The sequence below is a fragment of the Marinobacter nauticus genome (genome assembly GCF_003634635.1).
Taxonomy (GTDB): domain Bacteria; phylum Pseudomonadota; class Gammaproteobacteria; order Pseudomonadales; family Oleiphilaceae; genus Marinobacter; species Marinobacter nauticus.
The window spans coordinates 343484-359522 of record NZ_RBJB01000003.1 but is presented as its reverse complement, the minus strand read 5'-3'; the positions used below and the strand labels follow the sequence as shown (position 1 = coordinate 359522).

Here is a 16039-nt window from a genome sequence, read left to right as displayed (position 1 = left end):
TCGCCAACAATGGCCGTCTCGGCAATCTGACAACAGAACCTGAGGCTGACGACGATGATTTTGGCTTCCAGGAAGAAGTGTGGATTCAGGACCCGGCCAACCGCAATCATCAGCTGGCGGAAAGTGGCTTGCAGCCAACCGTGACAAGCACGAATTCACCGAATTTCCGCTCCAGAGGCCTTATTCGAAATATGGAAACAACACGACCACTCAAGTCGGAGTTTTTCGACGAATCTGCTGACTACCTGGGCGCTATTAATCCTCGCTCCAGTGACACCTGGCTGGATGGCTGGACTGCGTTTCCGGAGTCATAAAGAATAGTCGTCCGTGCGTCTATGGTTAGCCAAGGATGGCGTCGTCAGAAATGTGGATGAGTTGGTAGCAGGGCGAGCTTGAGCTGAGGAGTACAAGGATTCCAGGTTATGCCTCTGCAATGGTTGTCACAAAAATATCATCAAACAAGCTTACGGTTGACTCAGAGACATTACTAAGGATCTGAGGAGACAAACAATGAAAAAGCTTCTGACCCTGGCGTGTGCCACCATGCTCACACCGGTATTGGCCCATGGTGCATTCCAGCTCGACAGCCGTTACCAGGACAACGACGGCGACCTGATTGCTGACATCCCCTCTGACGAGTCAAAACTGGTGGATCCCTCAACCCTGGTCTTTGCCTACACTCCGGTAGAAGATCCGGCCGTCTATAAAGAGGTGTGGTCTGAGTTTCTGGATCACCTGGCGGAAACCACTGGCAAGAATGTTCAGTTTTTTCCGGTACAGTCCAACGCGGCACAGATCGAAGCCATGCGTGCTGGTCGTCTGCACATCGCCGGCTTTAATACGGGTTCCAACCCGCTGGCTGTGGCCTGTGCTGGCTTCCGCCCGTTTACCATGATGGCAGCGGCCGATGGCTCCTTTGGTTATGAAATGGAGATCATCAGCTACCCCGGCTCCGGTGTGAATGATGTGGAAGACATCCGTGGTGGCGAGCTTGCGTTCACCTCGCAGACATCCAATTCAGGCTTCAAGGCTCCCTCTGCCATTCTCAAGGCGGACTACAACATGATCGCCGGTGAGGATTTCGAGCCGGTGTTCTCTGGCAAGCACGACAACTCCATTCTCGGTGTTGCCAACAAGGACTACAAAGCCGCGGCGGTTGCAAACTCGGTGCTAAACCGCATGCTCAGCCGGGATGTGGTTAGCGAAGACCAGATTGTCAGTCTCTACAAGTCCCAGACTTTCCCTACCACAGGTTACGGCATCGCCCACAACCTGACGCCTGAACTGCAGGAAAAAATCCAGAACGCATTCTTCTCCTTTGACTGGGAAGGCACTGCGCTGGAAGAAGAGTTCTCGAAATCCGGTGAAGCCCAGTTCGTGCCCATCACCTTCAAGAACCACTGGGAGGTGATTCGTAAAATCGATGCAGCTAACGGTGTTGCGTACAACTGTCGTTAACAGGCCGGGCGGTACCAAGTGCTGAAACTGGACAAGGTTTCGAAAACCTACAAGACCGGCGACAAGGCCCTCCACAACGCCTGCTTTGAAGTTCCGGCAGGCCAGGTGGTGGGCTTGATCGGGCCTTCAGGGGCGGGAAAATCCACCCTGATTCGCTGCATCAATCGACTGGTGGAGCCCACTCAGGGCTCAATCACCCTGGGCGACACCGAGCTTACCGGGTTGAATCGTCGGGAGCTGCGTCGCGCCCGGCGCCGGATCGGCATGATCTTCCAGGAGTACGCTCTGGTAGAGCGCCTGACCGTGATGGAAAACGTGTTGTCTGGTCGGCTGGGCTATGTGCCAGCGTGGCGCTCTTACCTGCGAAAATTCAGCCCGGATGATATCGCACAGGCCTTCTCCCTGCTGGACCGGGTCGGCCTTGCCGATCATTACAACAAACGGGCGGATGCGCTCTCCGGTGGCCAGCGGCAGCGTGTTGGCATTGCCAGGGCGCTGGAGCAGAACCCGGAACTGCTGCTGGTGGATGAACCCACAGCCTCCCTCGATCCGAAGACCTCCCGGCAGATCATGCGGCTGATTCGCACCGCCTGTCAGGAGCGCAACCTGCCCGCGATCATCAACATTCACGATGTGATGCTCGCACAACAGTTCTCGGACCGGATTATCGGCCTGAAGGCTGGCGACATCGTGTTCGACGGCGCGCCGGATGCTCTCACCGACGAGGTGTTGACCACCATCTACGGGGATGAAGACTGGACCCAGCTGCGTGGTGACAACGGCGAACAGTCCACGGATCCGGAAGCCCCGGCGGTCGATCTTGCGGAGGGGGTGTAAATGGCTCTAGAGCCAGTGGCCCAATCCTATCCGACCCGCTGGAAACGACCTCCGGTATTGCTGACTCATCCCCTGTGGCGGAAGATCATCCTGCTTGGCGGCCTCGTGTACCTGGTGCTGGCCATACAGACCGTTGAGGTCGACTGGCAGCGGGTTTATCTGGGGCTGGAGCGCGGCTGGCGATTCGTTCAGGGCTTTCTGGTTCCGGACTTCACGTCGCGCTGGAACGACATCTACGCCGGCCTGATGGAAAGCCTGACCATGACCGTGACGTCCACGGTTGCTGGCATCCTGATTTCCGTTCCCATTGGCATTGGCGCGGCCCGCAACCTGGCGCCGGCTCCGGTATACCTGGCCTGCCGCGGCATTATTACCGTTTCCCGGTCCTTTCAGGAAGTGATCATTGCCATCCTGCTGGTCGCCATGTTCGGGTTTGGTCCCTTTGCAGGGTTTCTGACCCTGGCCTTCGCCACCATCGGCTTCCTTTCCAAACTGCTGGCTGAGGAAATTGAAGACTGCGACCGTAGCCAGATTGAGGCTATCCGGGCCACTGGGGCCAGCTGGTGGCAGGTGGTCAATTACGCGGTTCAACCCCAGGTCATGCCCCGTCTGGTTGGGCTGTCCCTCTATCGGCTGGACATCAACTTCCGGGAATCCGCGGTGATTGGCATTGTCGGCGCCGGCGGTATCGGGGCGACCCTCAATACCGCCATCGACCGTTACGAGTACGACTCGGCAGGTGCCGTCCTGATCATCATCATCGCCATTGTTCTGGTGGTGGAATACTCGTCCTCATACATCCGCAGGTGGGTACAGTGAACACTCAGGTTCCCGGGGCACAATCATCCTGGCAGTTCCGGACTCCGAAGCAGACCCTGCTGCGCTGGGTCGGTTGGTTCTGGCTTGTTGTCCTTACCGTTTTCTGCTGGCAGGTCATGAATGAGAATACCATCTGGGCCTTTGTCAGTGATGCGCCGGACCAGGCCGCCGACATCGGCCACCGAATGTTCCCACCGGCCTGGAGTTACATTAACAATCTCTGGGAGCCACTTTGGGACACCATCAACATTGCCACCCTTGGCACCTTGCTGGGCATTCTGATCGCAGTGCCTGTCGCGTTTCTGGCAGCCACCAACACCACCCCCAGTACCCGATTCGTGAGACCGCTGGCGCTTTTGATTATTGTCGCCTCCCGTTCCATCAATTCTCTGATCTGGGCTCTCCTGCTGGTAGCGATTATTGGTCCCGGTCTGCTCGCGGGCATCGTCGCAATCGGCCTGCGGTCCATCGGCTTTATTGCCAAATTGCTGTATGAGGCCATTGAGGAGATCGACGATAAACAGGTGGAAGCTGTGCGGGCCACCGGAGCCTCAGGCGCTCAGGTGATCGATTACGCGGTGGTGCCACAGATTCTGCCGGCGTTCTGGGGCATCAGTGTGTTCCGCTGGGACATCAACATTCGGGAATCGACCATTCTCGGGCTCGTGGGCGCTGGCGGGCTCGGGATTCAACTGAACGCCTCGCTGAGCACGCTGGCCTGGAATCAGGTGGCCATGATATTCATTGTGATTCTCGGGACCGTCGTGATCTCGGAATGGGTTTCCGCAAAGGTTCGTGAGGCGGTACTCTGAGCCGATGATCGATACCCACCCGATTTCCTTTGCTGGCCTGACGCCTTCCCCTGCCTGGGCGTTCGCCGAATATCAGCGTATCCGCAAGACTCTGCCTGCCGGCCTGCCGCCGGAACAGGCTCCCTGCACCCGGGAACTGGAAACACTCGAACCTCTTCTCGACCATTTCCAGGTGTTTGTATTCGACGCCTTTGGCGTTCTGAACGCAGGCCCCCGGGCCTTTCCTTCAGCCATAAGCCGGATCAGACAGCTCCAGCAACGGGGCAAGACCGTCAGGATCCTCTCCAACGCAGCCACTGCCAGCCACAGCGCGCTTGTCGCGAAGTACCGGGGTATGGGTTTCGATATCGGGCATGATCAACTGATTTCCAGCCGTTCGGTGCTTGAGCAGTCGTTATCTCGCCAACTCCGCAAAGGCCGGTTCGGTGTCCTTTCACCCGCATCATCCGCTCCGGATACTCTGGGGGTAGACTGGCTGCCGGTCCGGCCGGGTATTCAGACAGGGGATCTGAACCGGCTGGATGGTTTTATCTTCCTGAGTAGTGAAGGCTGGAATGAAGAGGTTCAGGAAGCGCTGGCCAAGAGCCTGGCGCGCCACCCGCGCCCGCTGCTCGTGGCCAATCCCGACCTGGTCGCCCCCAGAGGCGATTGCCTGACTCTGGAACCCGGTTACTTCGCGCACCTGTTGATGGGCCAGTCCGCCATAGAGCCGGAGTTTTTCGGCAAGCCGTATCGACCCGCATTTGATTCAGTACTGGAAACGCTGAAAGGCGTTGACCCGGTCGATGTGCTGATGGTGGGTGACACACTGCATACAGACATTCTGGGCGGCCAGGCCGCAGGCATGAAAACCATGCTGATAACAGCAGAAGGCGCCTTGCAGGGCATGAACATTCCAGACTGCATTTCGCAGTCTGGAATTGTGCCGGACTTTATCGCTCCGATGATTTGAGGTCGTTCAATCAGGAGGGAAACCGGTTCCGGGTGCGGCGCATCAGCATGAGCGGAACTGTCACCAGCACGCCAACCGCCGAAGCCTGATCGACCTGGACACGGTCAGGCGCTGTCGTCCTGGCAACCAGCGATGAACCATAAAAAAGCCCTACACGGAGGTAGGGCTTCTTTACGTATAGCTAGCAACAAAGTATCCGGACTCTTACCGGATACGGCGCGCTATATGGCAGTTTATGCCGCTTTCTTGAGCTTCTTTTTCAGGCTCTTCAGCTTGCCTTCCTGCTTGGCGATCTTCGCCTTACGGGCTTTGATTTCTTTTTTCAGGCTGGTTACTTTCTTCGTAGTTTTCTTGGCCATGATTCACTCCTGGTGTGTGATTGCTCGATTACCGCCCTCAGTCGTCCTTATGGGTTCGCACGAAGTTGCGTATGAACTTTCGTACCTCTCTGGCGGCACTGGTATCCAGCTCTTCACACAATGAAATGAATTCATCGCGCTCTGCACTGTTGATCCGAATCAGTAGCTGAGAGTCTTTTTTCCCTGCCTTGTTCTTGCGTGGCTTCAACTGCTTATCGGAAATACTATCGGCTGCCATGGGTCATCCACTCACTGAGAACACTTTTAGTATATACATTGTATATAGAAAAGATAGACTCAGGCGCCCAAGGTGTCGCAGTCAGATGTCGTGTTGCTTTCGAAAGCTGTTGATCTCTTCCACGACTTTGCGGGCGACTGTGTAGTGATCCAGGCGATCAAAAAGCCTTCTAAGAATTTCCTTTTCTTTGTCGTCGACTACGCCGTCTTCCAAAGCTAATCGCTCGATCATGGCGAGCTCTTTTTCGTCTATGGTGTCGTCGTTGGCGAAGACCACCAGGAAGGAATACCCCACTAGTTCTTTTGCCCGTGATTTCTCTGTCATAACGTCACCCTATCTGATGCGTCATAAATGCCCAGCAGGCAACGCCAAGAGCATTTCCAGGTATCGCCTGGCTGCATATTCGCTTTCCGATTGATACAGCGGTTCCTTACCAGGTATGCGTACCTCGTATCGAAAGGGTCGGCAAAAGCCGCTCGGCTCTTTGAAGCTTAGCTCAAGAAGTTCAACCGGTAGTTCTTCACAGGACCAGCAACAACGAATTTCAACGGCTTGGATAGCCTTACTCATACCAGACACATATGCCCCCAGGTGGATCAGTTGCACTACAAAAGCAACAGAGGGCTCATCCTGAGCCGTACACGCGGATTGCGTTCCGCCTCATCTAGGCGGTGACGGAATTAAAGCAAGGTGATGTTGCGATGGCGTGACGGGGATAAAAAAACCGAGCCCCGGGACAGGGACTCGGCAAACAATCATGATCCTAATCCTGATTGGCCGACAATCGTAACCTTCAGCTGTTTCAATTTCATTTCAGGAGAACAGGGTTCATTCACCAATCCTGTTTCTGCTTGAGGAGCTCATTGTTGTAGGGACCAATGGTTTCGAGCAAAACGGATGATCTTGAAAACTGGCCTCGCCCCCAGGCAATGTCATTTTGCCATTCGTCCTTCAACGCCGATTCAATGGTCCACTGCTTCAGGGATGAATAAACAAGCCGCGCCTGTGCCGTAACACGGCTTTCTGTCAGGTTCTGGAATGGGAAGAATTCAAACTTGTCGCACTGAACCAGAAGGGTCGTCTCAAGAGTACCCGCTGCCAAAAACGACGCATCATAGAGTAGCTGGAAAATGATGGACTCTTTCACTGTGCCCAATGGAGAGCAGGAAAAGGCGTTGAGACGGACTGACAGGGAACACTGGCTATCTTCCAGTTCAATGTGCGGCCTCATCCATGGGCCTACGAACGTAGATCTGTGAAACGCCAATAGGGCTCGGTAGTGGTCCTCTCTGGGGTTCATTTCATTAACCTCAGATCGGGACTGTCAACGTCCTTTTGAACAGACCTTGGGGGAGAAAAAACGCCGGGGTTGAACCCCCGGCAATGCGAGAGCACCTGGTACTTATCGTACTTCAGGAACCCTCACTATAGGGTTCTAACGTTACAAACGAATTTCAGGCTACGTTCCCTAAGAGACCTTGCGCCTTTCCCTCATGACCTTCCAGTCTATGACGTTTCCCGCAGAGTCGAAATGGACATAGCCGGCATAACCATCCGATTCTTCCCAGGTTTTGATAAAGCCAACAACCTCGCCGTTCTCTGTGCACATTTCGTAGGACGTTTTACCAGGGTCTACCTGGCGCTCTTCATCGACTTCAGGCTCGACCTCCCGGAGTGTCTGGTCTTTTTTGAGAGACAAGGTGGTTTCAATCCAATCGGAACTCATGGGGCACCTCTTTACTGGGTAAGGGACAGCACTTATCTGTCTGTTTATTTTATGCTCAGTTTAATCGGCTATTTTGATGTGCCTCAAGATGATTTTGGTCTTAAAAATTTATCTGAAATAGCCTGCATTCGATTGCCTAGTAGCCCAGATAACCGTAGCCAACCGTATCCCGATATTTTTCAATGTGTCGTACGTTGATTGCTCGGAAAACGCCTTCTGCTTCAAGCTCACTGAAGCACGCGTTGAATGCATCACGGTGTTCTTTTTTACGAAACGAGGCTCTATAGGGCGTCGGGGCAAAAATCGGAATGAACATGACCTTCTGGTGCAAATCAGCCTTATCCGCATAGGTTCGATCCGCGCGCAAACGGTGGTTAATCTCCGCAAAGATAAGACCATCCGCAAGCACCACATCCACGCGATTCAGAAAGAGCATTCGCGAGTGGATGCGCTGGTCTGCAAACTCGGAATATGAGGCAAAAGACTCAATGTGAGACTCAATACCCAGCAATTGGGACGCACCGGCAAAGGAAACAACACGCAGCCCTTTTAAATAGCGAAGATGGTAAGGCTTGATGTTCGTGGACTCCAAAACAGCGGCGCCATTCTGGTAATACACGTAAGGGGTGCTTTCAAAACCTGGCGTGTCCATATCGGGAGGCACGGTCATTACCGCATCCCCCAGCCCCTCATAAGTGAAATTCCGGAGGTGGCGTTTGAAGGGGTAGAAATGGAAGTGAACATCTATGCCGCATCGATCCATGACCGCCGCGAATATCTCAATATCGCGCCCAGCCGGCCCCTGTTCTGATGTTGCCGGGAGGTAGGGAGCCAGTACGAGAAGTGGCTCTGGCTTTGACGCTGCATTGGCCTGGGTGGCCAAAGTGCCAATAGCGAACGCCAGAAGTAACCATTTCATTCAGATGCCACGTGATTATCGAGAAACTACAACTACTTCCCTGCCCCTAAACTCAAGGTTACCGCTAATTCCATTTCCAGAATCACGATATTACTACATTAGTGTTTCAGCTCTGTGACAGTGACGCGCTCGCCTTGTTTACCACACTGATGAATACCTGGCTGGTCACGGTTCTTATCGGTTCGTTCCGAAAAACCGACGGCCCCAAAGTGTCCACAAAGTGTCAGCCGTGTTTCGCGTAGAGGCGCTGGAGGAAAGCCCTGAATGGAATGTTCGCTTTTGTTTAGGTTCGGACAATTTATGATTGCACTACCAAAAAAGACGATGAAATAGACGGTTCAACGGTTGTTAGACAAAGGTGCGTAACTTCACTCCGAGAGGGTTGCATTCCGCGAGGTCCGCGTTCGCTTTAATGCGGGTCCCCATGATGTAGTCGAACCAGGGACGGGTGACACACCAGTTGGCGTCCTGATTGGTGTTCATATGGTGATTGTAATGCCAGGGAATGGCCTTCTTTCCCACTCGGGTTCCTCATAGACTTCGTCGCGGTCATCCTTGGTGCGCACGATCTTGTGATGCGGCCAGTGGCTTTTCATGGACTTTGCCTGCCATTCTCGGGGCATTGTTGGCTTTGATTGGAAACGATGTGCTGTTTCGGTCTGCGGGACGGTGATCCAGCTTTTTGGTTCAATGGTCAATGTCCTACAAGGAAGCAGGACAATATTGGGCATTGCTAAACGGCAGGTTTTGTTAACGTCCGCCCCCTTGGACGGGCCATCTACGTGGTCGACATTCCTGGAAAACACATTAAGGACTTCCTGCTGTGAGCACCCCAACCGATACTTCTTATGACACCCCTGTTATCCCGAGAAAAGTTCCGGCCGGCCCACCACTGAACTGGATTTCGGCGGCGGTGCGACTGCTGCGCAGTAACTGGGGCGTGATTCTGCCCGCCTATCTGCTGGTGTTTCTTGTTCCGGCGCTGATTCAATATGGTGCGATGGAGATGATTTCCGGTGGCAGTGTCTTTGGCACCGTGGTGCTGGTGATTGTCAGCATTTTCGTAACGCTGCTACTCAACGCCGGTATGGTGGCTCTGTTCCACAGCGCAGCCGAGGGGACTCCCCGGTTTACCCAGGTGTTTTCCGGCTTCAGCGGGCACACGATACTTCATACTTTCCTGATGGTAGTGATGATGATTGTCGTCGGCATTGTACTGTCCGTTATTGGCTACGTGATCGCAAGTATTGCCGATTTTTCGTTCTCATCTGTTAGCCGCTATGGCATGGGCGGTTTCATGGATGGTGGCTTCGGGCCCTCAGCAGGTATTGCTGCGATTCTGCTCATGTTCATTGCAGTGCTTTGCGCGCTGGTTCTGTTCGGTGCGTTGTTCTTCTATGCAATCCCGTTGATTGTGGTTGCCAGACAGGGGGCTTTAGAGGCTGTTCGTAACAGCCTGCGCGCGTGCTTCAAGAACTTGTTTGTACTGCTTTTCTTTGCTGTAAACGCGATGGTTGTTACTCAACTGGTACTGTTCCCCACGTTCGCAATTGGTGCTTCAACCGCATCGGTTATTGGCATGACGGTGATTACAATTGTCGTGTCGTTTGTCTGGGGTGCAGTTCTTGCGGGCGCGTATTATCTTTCGTTCCGGGATGTTCTTTTGGGCAAAGGTGATACCGAATCAGACAACGATATCGAAGCCACTGTTCCCGCCTGAAGCGACTAAAAAACAAGCTATTGGTGGGTGTGCCAACACCCACCCAACCTGGCGAAGCGCGCATCTGTTCAGATTGATCATTTTACCTGCGCTTTCCGCCAGGGCCTGCCACTGCACGCTTTGCACTGCCTATCCTGTCGTTGCCAACAACGTTATCCACAGATTCTGTGGGCAAAACCAATCAGCCCTGTTAATTCATCTGTAGCTGTGGAAAACACTTGTTCAAAAACCGGTTCAGGGGGGGCTCGATGATCGAGGGCAGGTTGATACCCAAAGGGTTGGACTCGGCAAGCTCCGGATTTGCTTTGATACGAGTTCCCATGATGTAGTCGAACCAGGGACGGGTGACACACCAGTTGGCGTCCTGATTGGTGTTCATATGGTGATCGTAATGCCAGGGAATGGCCTTCTTTCCCCACTCGGGTTCCAGGTGAGAGCGCCGGTGCACATAGAAGTACCGGCCAGCCGCGTAGTAGGTGCCCAGTGTAAAAAACGGGGCTACCGGTAGCGCCAGAGAGGTAACCGCAGTGAGCGCAAGCAGGGAGGTGACTTCGTTCCGGGTGCGCCAGTTGGACAACCCTTCTTCATAGCCTTCGTCGCGGTAATCCGTGGTGCGCACGATCTTGTGATGCTGCCAGTGGCTTTTCATAGACTTCGGTACCGGGCTGTATCTGGGTTTTCCCGGCCGTGGTGTCCCGTGGAGGATGTATTTATGGGCATACCATTCAACACCGTTGGCAAAAATCAGGGCGACCGGAAAGCCAATCATGAATCACCTCTTTCAGAGAGTGGCTGAGTTTTCATCGTGCCATAGCCGCCTTGAATTTCTGTGCTCATTTGCGTCAGCTTGTCAGGCCCCGTTGGCGGAATCGGACAACCTGATCAAATTGCCTCCAACATCGGGCGCCCCAGGGATGACGAGGGTCGGGCGAACCTATCCTGAGACTTCGCACAGAGTTATCCACAGATTCTGTGGGCAAACCGCTGAGTGATCCGCAGCCGTGCAGGTTCGTAATTCCCCGTAGTTGGGTGCAATCGCTTGAGAGTTCCGGTAGTGTCGCGCCCTTTTTGCCGCAAGGACCCATTCCCAATGACCGCCGAGACTATCCCTAAACCCAAGGCAAGCGAGAGCGTCTGGAGCGACAGTGACCCCGTTGTGCTGGTTCTGACCATTGGCTTTATTCTGCTGTTTGTTGGTGCTTCTGTTGTCGATGCCGATTACGTGGCTGACCTGATTGGTCACGGTTTTTCTTGGACCGCAAAATATCTTGGTTCTTTTTTCCAGCTGCTCCTGCTGCTCACGTTTTTTGTGGCGGTTGCCACCGGCGTAAGCGGGGCCGGTCGGGCCAGGATTGGAGGGCTGGATGAGCCGGAGATTGGCCGGTTCCGCTGGCTATCGATGATCATGTGTACGTTGCTGGCCGGTGGCGGAGTCTTCTTCGCAGCAGGTGAGCCGGTCTATCATTTTGTGGTCACCCCGCCGGCGTTCGACACCGAGGCCGCGTCCCCTGCCGCCGTTGCACCTGCGCTAGCCCAGTCATTTATGCACTGGGGGTTTCTAGCCTGGGCTGTCCTTGGTTCATTAACGGCCATCGTGCTCTCGCGCGCGCACTACTCACAAGGGCAGCCGCTGCAGCCACGGACGCTGCTTTATCCCGTTTTAGGTGAGCGCGTCGTTCGTGGGCGCTTGGGCGGAGTTGTGGATGCTGCCTGCGTGATCGCCGTGGTTGCCGGCACCGTGGGCCCGATCGGCTTTCTGGCGACACAGATGAGCTTTGGATTGCATGAGCTTTTTGGTGTCTCCGATGATTATGGCACCCAGCTCATGGTTCTGACCGTGCTGGCGGGGGTATACATGACATCTGCAATGACCGGGCTGCATCGGGGTATCCAGCTGCTCAGTCGTTTCAACGTCATCCTGGCGCTGGTCATCGCCGGTGTTATTTTTGTGTTTGGCCCCACGCTATTCCTTACGGATGTCTACGTGCAATCCATGGGGCAGTATCTGGGTTCATTTTTCTCCATGGCCACGATGACAGCACAGACGGCGCCCGATTGGTGGATGAAGTGGTGGACGGTGTTTTTCTTCGCCTGGTTTATTGGTTACACCCCCTTGATGGCAGTGTTTGTATCGAGAATCTCACGTGGTAGAACCATCCGTGAAACCATCATGGCAGTTGCCATACTGGCACCCATCGCCACGACCATCTGGTTCACGTTGCTGGGTGGCTCAGGCATCTATCATCAGCTTTCAGGCACGTTTGATCTGACTGACGCCCTGAACAGCTTCCGGTTTGACGTCGCCACATTGACGGTTGCGCAGGCACTGCCGGGAGGCACCTGGATGGCGGCCGCAATCCTGTTGCTGACCACCATCTTTGTGGCGACAACCGGAGATTCGATGAGCTACTCCATTGCGATGGTGGGGGCCGGCCATGACGAGCCGCAACCCTGGATTCGCGTTTTCTGGGGTGGCGCCATGGCACTGATGGCCGCGATTCTTCTCTATATGGGGGCCGGTCAGATTGGGGTGTTGCAACAGTTCATTGTGATCACAGCCATTCCGGTGTCGTTGATTATTCTCCCTTCTCTGTGGACCGGTCCCCGGGCCGCAGCAGCCCTGGCGAAAGAGCAGGGGCTGGCTTAGGTTTTTACTTTTTCCCTCAGGGATTTGATCTCTCCACGGCGGGTTTTGTTATCCACACGCCGCCGTTGGGAGGATTTCGTCGGCCGCGTTGGCCGGCGGGCTTTTTGCGGCTTTACTGCCTCCTGAATGAGAGTCTTGAGTCGGTTCAGCGCGTCCTCTTTGTTCTGCTCAAACGTGCGGAAAGACTGCCCCTTGATCACAATCACGCCGTCTTTACTGATGCGCTGGTCGGACAATGCCATCAAACGTTCTTTGTAAAACGGCGGCAGGGTGGAATGCAGGACGTCGAACCGGAGGTGAACGGCAGAGGCACCCTTGTTCACATTCTGGCCGCCTGCCCCCTGGGATCGTATCTGCGTAATCTGGATTTCCCAGTCTGCCAGTTCGACGGCATTGGATAATTTCAGCATAGTGGCACGTGTTGAGAGCTCGGATTCGGATGTTTACGAGTATCATCCTACGCAATCCGGCAACCAATCAGAAGCGATGAACACAGGGAGACACCGAATGAAAGTGATGGTTTTAGGCGCTACCGGCCTGACCGGAGGCATGGTGGTGGAGAAACTCCTCGAGCAGGCGGAGATATCGACTGTGATCGCTCCGGTTCGCCGGCCGATGGTCGTGGAAAATCCGAAACTGGAGCAGCGGTTCATGGATTTTGATGCCATGGAAGAGCAAGCCGACGCTTTCCAGGTGGATGCCTTTATTTGTTGCCTGGGCACAACCCTGAAAAAGGCTGGTTCCAAAGAAGTCTTTCGCAAGGTCGATCATGATTATTCGTTGAGGGCAGCACAGTTGGCCCGAAACGCCGGTGCCCGGGTAATGATTTTAATGTCGGCGATTGGCGCCTCCTCGAGTTCTCCGGTTTTCTATAATCGAGTCAAGGGAGAGCTTGAGGACAAAGTCCGGGCGATGGAGTTTCCCTACCTTGTGATATATCACCCCAGCTTGCTACTGGGGGACCGCAGTGAGGAACGAACGGCCGAGTCTCTCGGCATGGCTGTAATGCCGGTTGCGAATCATGCGCTGATTGGGCCGTTGAGAAAGTACCGGGCGATTGAGGCTGAAGCGGTTGCAGAAGCCATGGTACATGACTTGGTCTCATGCGCTGTCTCCGCAGGCCCGGAGAAAACGGTAAAGGTGCGGGAATACGATGATATTCGCCGCCTTCGTGGGTTGCAGTAGCGGGCTTGATTTCAGGGGCCCCGCCTTGGTGCATTTCCCAGTTGGTGCACTCTGGTGGTGCGACGCTCTCACCTTTTATTTCCGGCGAATGTGCCCCCTCGCTTCGGGTTCTGGCCAATCCGCAGGTTCAGGCCCGCTCTTTGCTTAGCTTCCTTCTGAAATGAGGTTTGTTTGCACAACGATGCTGTGATGCAAGCATGCAGTACGGATTGAGGAAGGCTCTATGACTTTACGCAGTGATTCCATGAACCTTTCGGCCGCTGAACGGGGCTGGTTGCCCTGGTTTGGGGCCACAGGTAAGTTGCGGATGGGATGGTCCTGTTTTTTGAACCGCCAGCAATATGCAACGAATGAAGAGATATTCGAGAGCATCGCGAAAACCCGTCGCGAAGCGCTGATTAACTGGGCAAATGGCAAGTGGGCCTTCCTTGAGGGGCTTGCGGCACGGCTTGAGGGTAGCGAACAGGATAGCATTTCAGAGGTGCTGGATTCGGCCGTTACGCGCCTCCGGGAAATTTCCGAGCTTTTCGTTGTAAAAGAAGATGGCTCTGTTGTCGCCTCGACGGTGACCGGCAGAAACGGAGCCGCAGGCCTCATGCCCGCGGCCGTGCAACGAGGGGTGAGAGAGCGGTTTCTCCACGGGCCCTACAGTGACCCGGTCACCTTGCAGCTTGGTGCCACAACCTCCAGGTTTCATGACGATGTCACGCTGATGTTCTACCAGCCGGTCGCTCTCGCTGGCAATCAGGCAGCGGCAGTCTGTGCCCGGGTTCCGAACGATGTCATGAGTGACCTGATTCAGCGCGAAGCCGGGCACATTTTTGAAGAGTCCGGCGACAACTACATTTTCATGATCGACAGCCAGTTTGATCCGTCGATCAGGCCGGGAGTTGCCTTGTCGCGCTCGCGGTTTGAAGACGCCACCTTCAGTCACGGTGACAACCTCAAAGACGGAATCCGTACGGGCTTCGGTACAGTACGGATTCGGGAACACACCGAATTCGAAATACGTTTCACCGACCCGGCTACGGGGCAGTTGCACCCGGGGGTACGCGAAACCATGGCCCGCGGTGAAAACCTCTACGTTAAGTACCCCGGCTATTCCGACTATCGCCACATACCGGTGATTGGCAAAGGCGTGACCTTCCAGTTACCCGGGTCTCCTGATCGTTGGGGCATGATGTGTGAAGGCGACCTGGAGGAGGTGTACCGGAAACGTTCGGTCAGCTATCGACTGACAGCGCGGCTCGGGGTCCTTATGGCGCTTATCTGGGCAGCCAACGTAGCGGTTTCGGCAAGCGGTGCTCCCCTGTGGCTGGAAGCCTCCGTGAACGCGATGGTTGCGCTCCTGGGTCTTGTCATCTTCCGGGCAAGTTCCGCCAAGCCATTGGCAGATAGCCTGTCATCACTCGCGGATGTCATACGAAACATTGCCGAAGGAGGCGGGAATCTGCGCCAGCGTCTCGATGTTGGCAAGACCAAGCGGGATGAGAGCGGGGATCTCGCGCGCTGGATGAACAGCTTTCTGGATACCCTCGACGGCATGGTGGGGCAGGTCATCAGTCTTGCGGGTGAATCCCGCTCCGCCAGTGAACACCTTGTGGGTCAGAACCGCCAGGCGGATGAAAAGATTCAGCAGGTGGTACACGACATAGAGCAGATGCTGAAGGGCGCAGATCTGCAGCAGAACGAAATCGAAAATGCCTCGACCACGGCACAGGAAATGCGGGTAAGCATGGAAGATGTGGTGGCTCGCGCCAAAGATCAGTTTGCCCGTGTCAGCCGTGAAACCGAGAGCATTCGCGACGTTATCGTGCGTTCGGCCGAGGGTATCCGCGCCGCGAGTGAACGCACGGATGAGATCGGCAAGGCGGCTGAAATGATCAACGACATTGCTGCCCAGACCAATCTGCTAGCGCTCAATGCGGCCATAGAAGCGGCTCGGGCCGGTGAGGCAGGGCGGGGATTTGCAGTCGTCGCCGATGAGGTACGGCAACTGGCCAGCAGGACAGCCCAGGCCACGACGGAAATTGATGAGCGTCTGTATCGGGTGCGGGAAGAAACTCAGCGCGCCGTAACCACGATGGAAGACGGCATGGCAGAAATGGAGACCCGTCTGGCTCAGGCCCGGGCGGCGTCGGATGATAATGCCGAACTGCATCACATGGTCGACAAGCTCTTCCGGGCGATCTCGGGCATTGCGGAAACCAACGCGGTCCAGAGTGCTCAGACCAGTGGCGTTGCTGACAGCGTAGGTTTCATGACGGCGGTGATCGCGGGGTTGACCGCAAGTTCTGAGATGACGCACGTGTCGGCAAACAAGCTGAAAAACCTGACCGGTCAGTTTCAGGTGAGTCATGCGTAAGT

At 55.1% G+C, this 16039-nt stretch carries 19 protein-coding genes; 10 read left to right on the top strand and 9 right to left on the bottom strand.

What is annotated here, in order from left to right:
• The first annotated feature begins 191 nt into the window (after positions 1–191).
• The 6 genes from C7436_RS19020 (at position 192) to C7436_RS07525 (ending at position 4878) form a co-directional block, all read left to right on the top strand.
• Entirely contained in the window at positions 192–314 is a 123-nt protein-coding gene (locus tag C7436_RS19020) for a hypothetical protein (RefSeq protein WP_265936662.1), read from the top strand.
• 196 nt (positions 315–510) lie between these two features.
• On the top strand, positions 511–1458 hold the full coding sequence (phnD, locus tag C7436_RS07545; protein ID WP_121207270.1) for a phosphate/phosphite/phosphonate ABC transporter substrate-binding protein: 948 nt from the start codon (positions 511–513) through the stop codon (positions 1456–1458).
• Between the two features lie 18 nt (positions 1459–1476).
• Entirely contained in the window at positions 1477–2295 is an 819-nt protein-coding gene (gene phnC, locus C7436_RS07540; RefSeq protein WP_121207269.1) for a phosphonate ABC transporter ATP-binding protein, read from the top strand.
• Complete coding sequence (gene phnE / locus C7436_RS07535; protein WP_121207267.1) at positions 2296–3114, top strand: phosphonate ABC transporter, permease protein PhnE; 819 nt, start codon at positions 2296–2298, stop codon at positions 3112–3114.
• Positions 3111–3926: a phosphonate ABC transporter, permease protein PhnE gene (gene phnE, locus C7436_RS07530; protein WP_121207266.1), complete on the top strand. Its 816-nt coding sequence runs from the start codon at positions 3111–3113 to the stop codon at positions 3924–3926. The genes phnE (C7436_RS07535) and phnE (C7436_RS07530) overlap by 4 nt, the downstream gene beginning before the upstream one ends.
• Positions 3927–3930: 4 nt before the next feature.
• Positions 3931–4878 (top strand): HAD-IIA family hydrolase, encoded by a 948-nt coding sequence (locus C7436_RS07525; protein ID WP_121207264.1) that lies wholly within the window; start codon positions 3931–3933, stop codon positions 4876–4878.
• Positions 4879–5111: 233 nt separating this feature from the next.
• Here C7436_RS07525 and C7436_RS19015 read toward each other — a convergent pair whose 3' ends face one another.
• The 7 genes from C7436_RS19015 to C7436_RS07490 all read right to left on the bottom strand — a co-directional run bounded on the left by C7436_RS19015 (position 5112) and on the right by C7436_RS07490 (position 8642).
• On the bottom strand, positions 5112–5237 hold the full coding sequence (locus C7436_RS19015; protein WP_022991524.1) for a hypothetical protein: 126 nt from the start codon (positions 5235–5237) through the stop codon (positions 5112–5114).
• A 37-nt stretch (positions 5238–5274) separates the two neighbouring features.
• Positions 5275–5475, bottom strand: coding sequence for a hypothetical protein (locus tag C7436_RS07520; RefSeq protein WP_121207263.1), 201 nt, complete (start codon positions 5473–5475; stop codon positions 5275–5277).
• A gap of 81 nt (positions 5476–5556) precedes the next feature.
• Complete coding sequence (locus tag C7436_RS07515; protein WP_011786677.1) at positions 5557–5799, bottom strand: hypothetical protein; 243 nt, start codon at positions 5797–5799, stop codon at positions 5557–5559.
• A 508-nt stretch (positions 5800–6307) separates the two neighbouring features.
• Complete coding sequence (locus C7436_RS07505; protein WP_147423432.1) at positions 6308–6706, bottom strand: hypothetical protein; 399 nt, start codon at positions 6704–6706, stop codon at positions 6308–6310.
• A 237-nt stretch (positions 6707–6943) separates the two neighbouring features.
• Positions 6944–7201, bottom strand: coding sequence for a hypothetical protein (locus tag C7436_RS07500; RefSeq protein ID WP_121207260.1), 258 nt, complete (start codon positions 7199–7201; stop codon positions 6944–6946).
• A gap of 136 nt (positions 7202–7337) precedes the next feature.
• Complete coding sequence (locus tag C7436_RS07495; protein WP_121207259.1) at positions 7338–8120, bottom strand: type 2 periplasmic-binding domain-containing protein; 783 nt, start codon at positions 8118–8120, stop codon at positions 7338–7340.
• A 348-nt stretch (positions 8121–8468) separates the two neighbouring features.
• Positions 8469–8642 carry a hypothetical protein gene (locus tag C7436_RS07490; RefSeq protein WP_228198075.1) on the bottom strand — a complete coding sequence of 58 codons (174 nt, stop codon included), beginning with the start codon at positions 8640–8642 and terminating at the stop codon, positions 8469–8471.
• A gap of 301 nt (positions 8643–8943) precedes the next feature.
• On the opposite strand from C7436_RS07490, the gene C7436_RS07485 reads away from it, so the two are divergent.
• Positions 8944–9840, top strand: coding sequence for a hypothetical protein (locus tag C7436_RS07485; RefSeq protein ID WP_121207257.1), 897 nt, complete (start codon positions 8944–8946; stop codon positions 9838–9840).
• A gap of 190 nt (positions 9841–10030) precedes the next feature.
• Here C7436_RS07485 and C7436_RS07480 read toward each other — a convergent pair whose 3' ends face one another.
• A complete protein-coding gene (locus C7436_RS07480) occupies positions 10031–10609 on the bottom strand; it encodes a sterol desaturase family protein (RefSeq protein ID WP_121207256.1) in 579 nt (192 codons plus the stop codon).
• 321 nt (positions 10610–10930) lie between these two features.
• Here C7436_RS07480 and C7436_RS07475 point away from each other — a divergent pair, with 321 nt between their 5' ends.
• Entirely contained in the window at positions 10931–12487 is a 1557-nt protein-coding gene (locus tag C7436_RS07475) for a BCCT family transporter (RefSeq protein WP_121207254.1), read from the top strand.
• Here the strand turns inward: C7436_RS07475 and arfB are convergent.
• Positions 12484–12897, bottom strand: a complete 414-nt coding sequence (gene arfB / locus C7436_RS07470; protein ID WP_121207252.1) for an alternative ribosome rescue aminoacyl-tRNA hydrolase ArfB — start codon at positions 12895–12897, stop codon at positions 12484–12486. The genes C7436_RS07475 and arfB overlap by 4 nt on opposite strands.
• A gap of 97 nt (positions 12898–12994) precedes the next feature.
• On the opposite strand from arfB, the gene C7436_RS07465 reads away from it, so the two are divergent.
• Positions 12995–13672 (top strand): NAD(P)H-binding protein, encoded by a 678-nt coding sequence (locus C7436_RS07465; RefSeq protein ID WP_121207251.1) that lies wholly within the window; start codon positions 12995–12997, stop codon positions 13670–13672.
• A 223-nt stretch (positions 13673–13895) separates the two neighbouring features.
• On the top strand, positions 13896–16037 hold the full coding sequence (locus C7436_RS07460; protein WP_121207249.1) for a methyl-accepting chemotaxis protein: 2142 nt from the start codon (positions 13896–13898) through the stop codon (positions 16035–16037).
• The last annotated feature ends 2 nt before the right edge of the window (positions 16038–16039 follow it).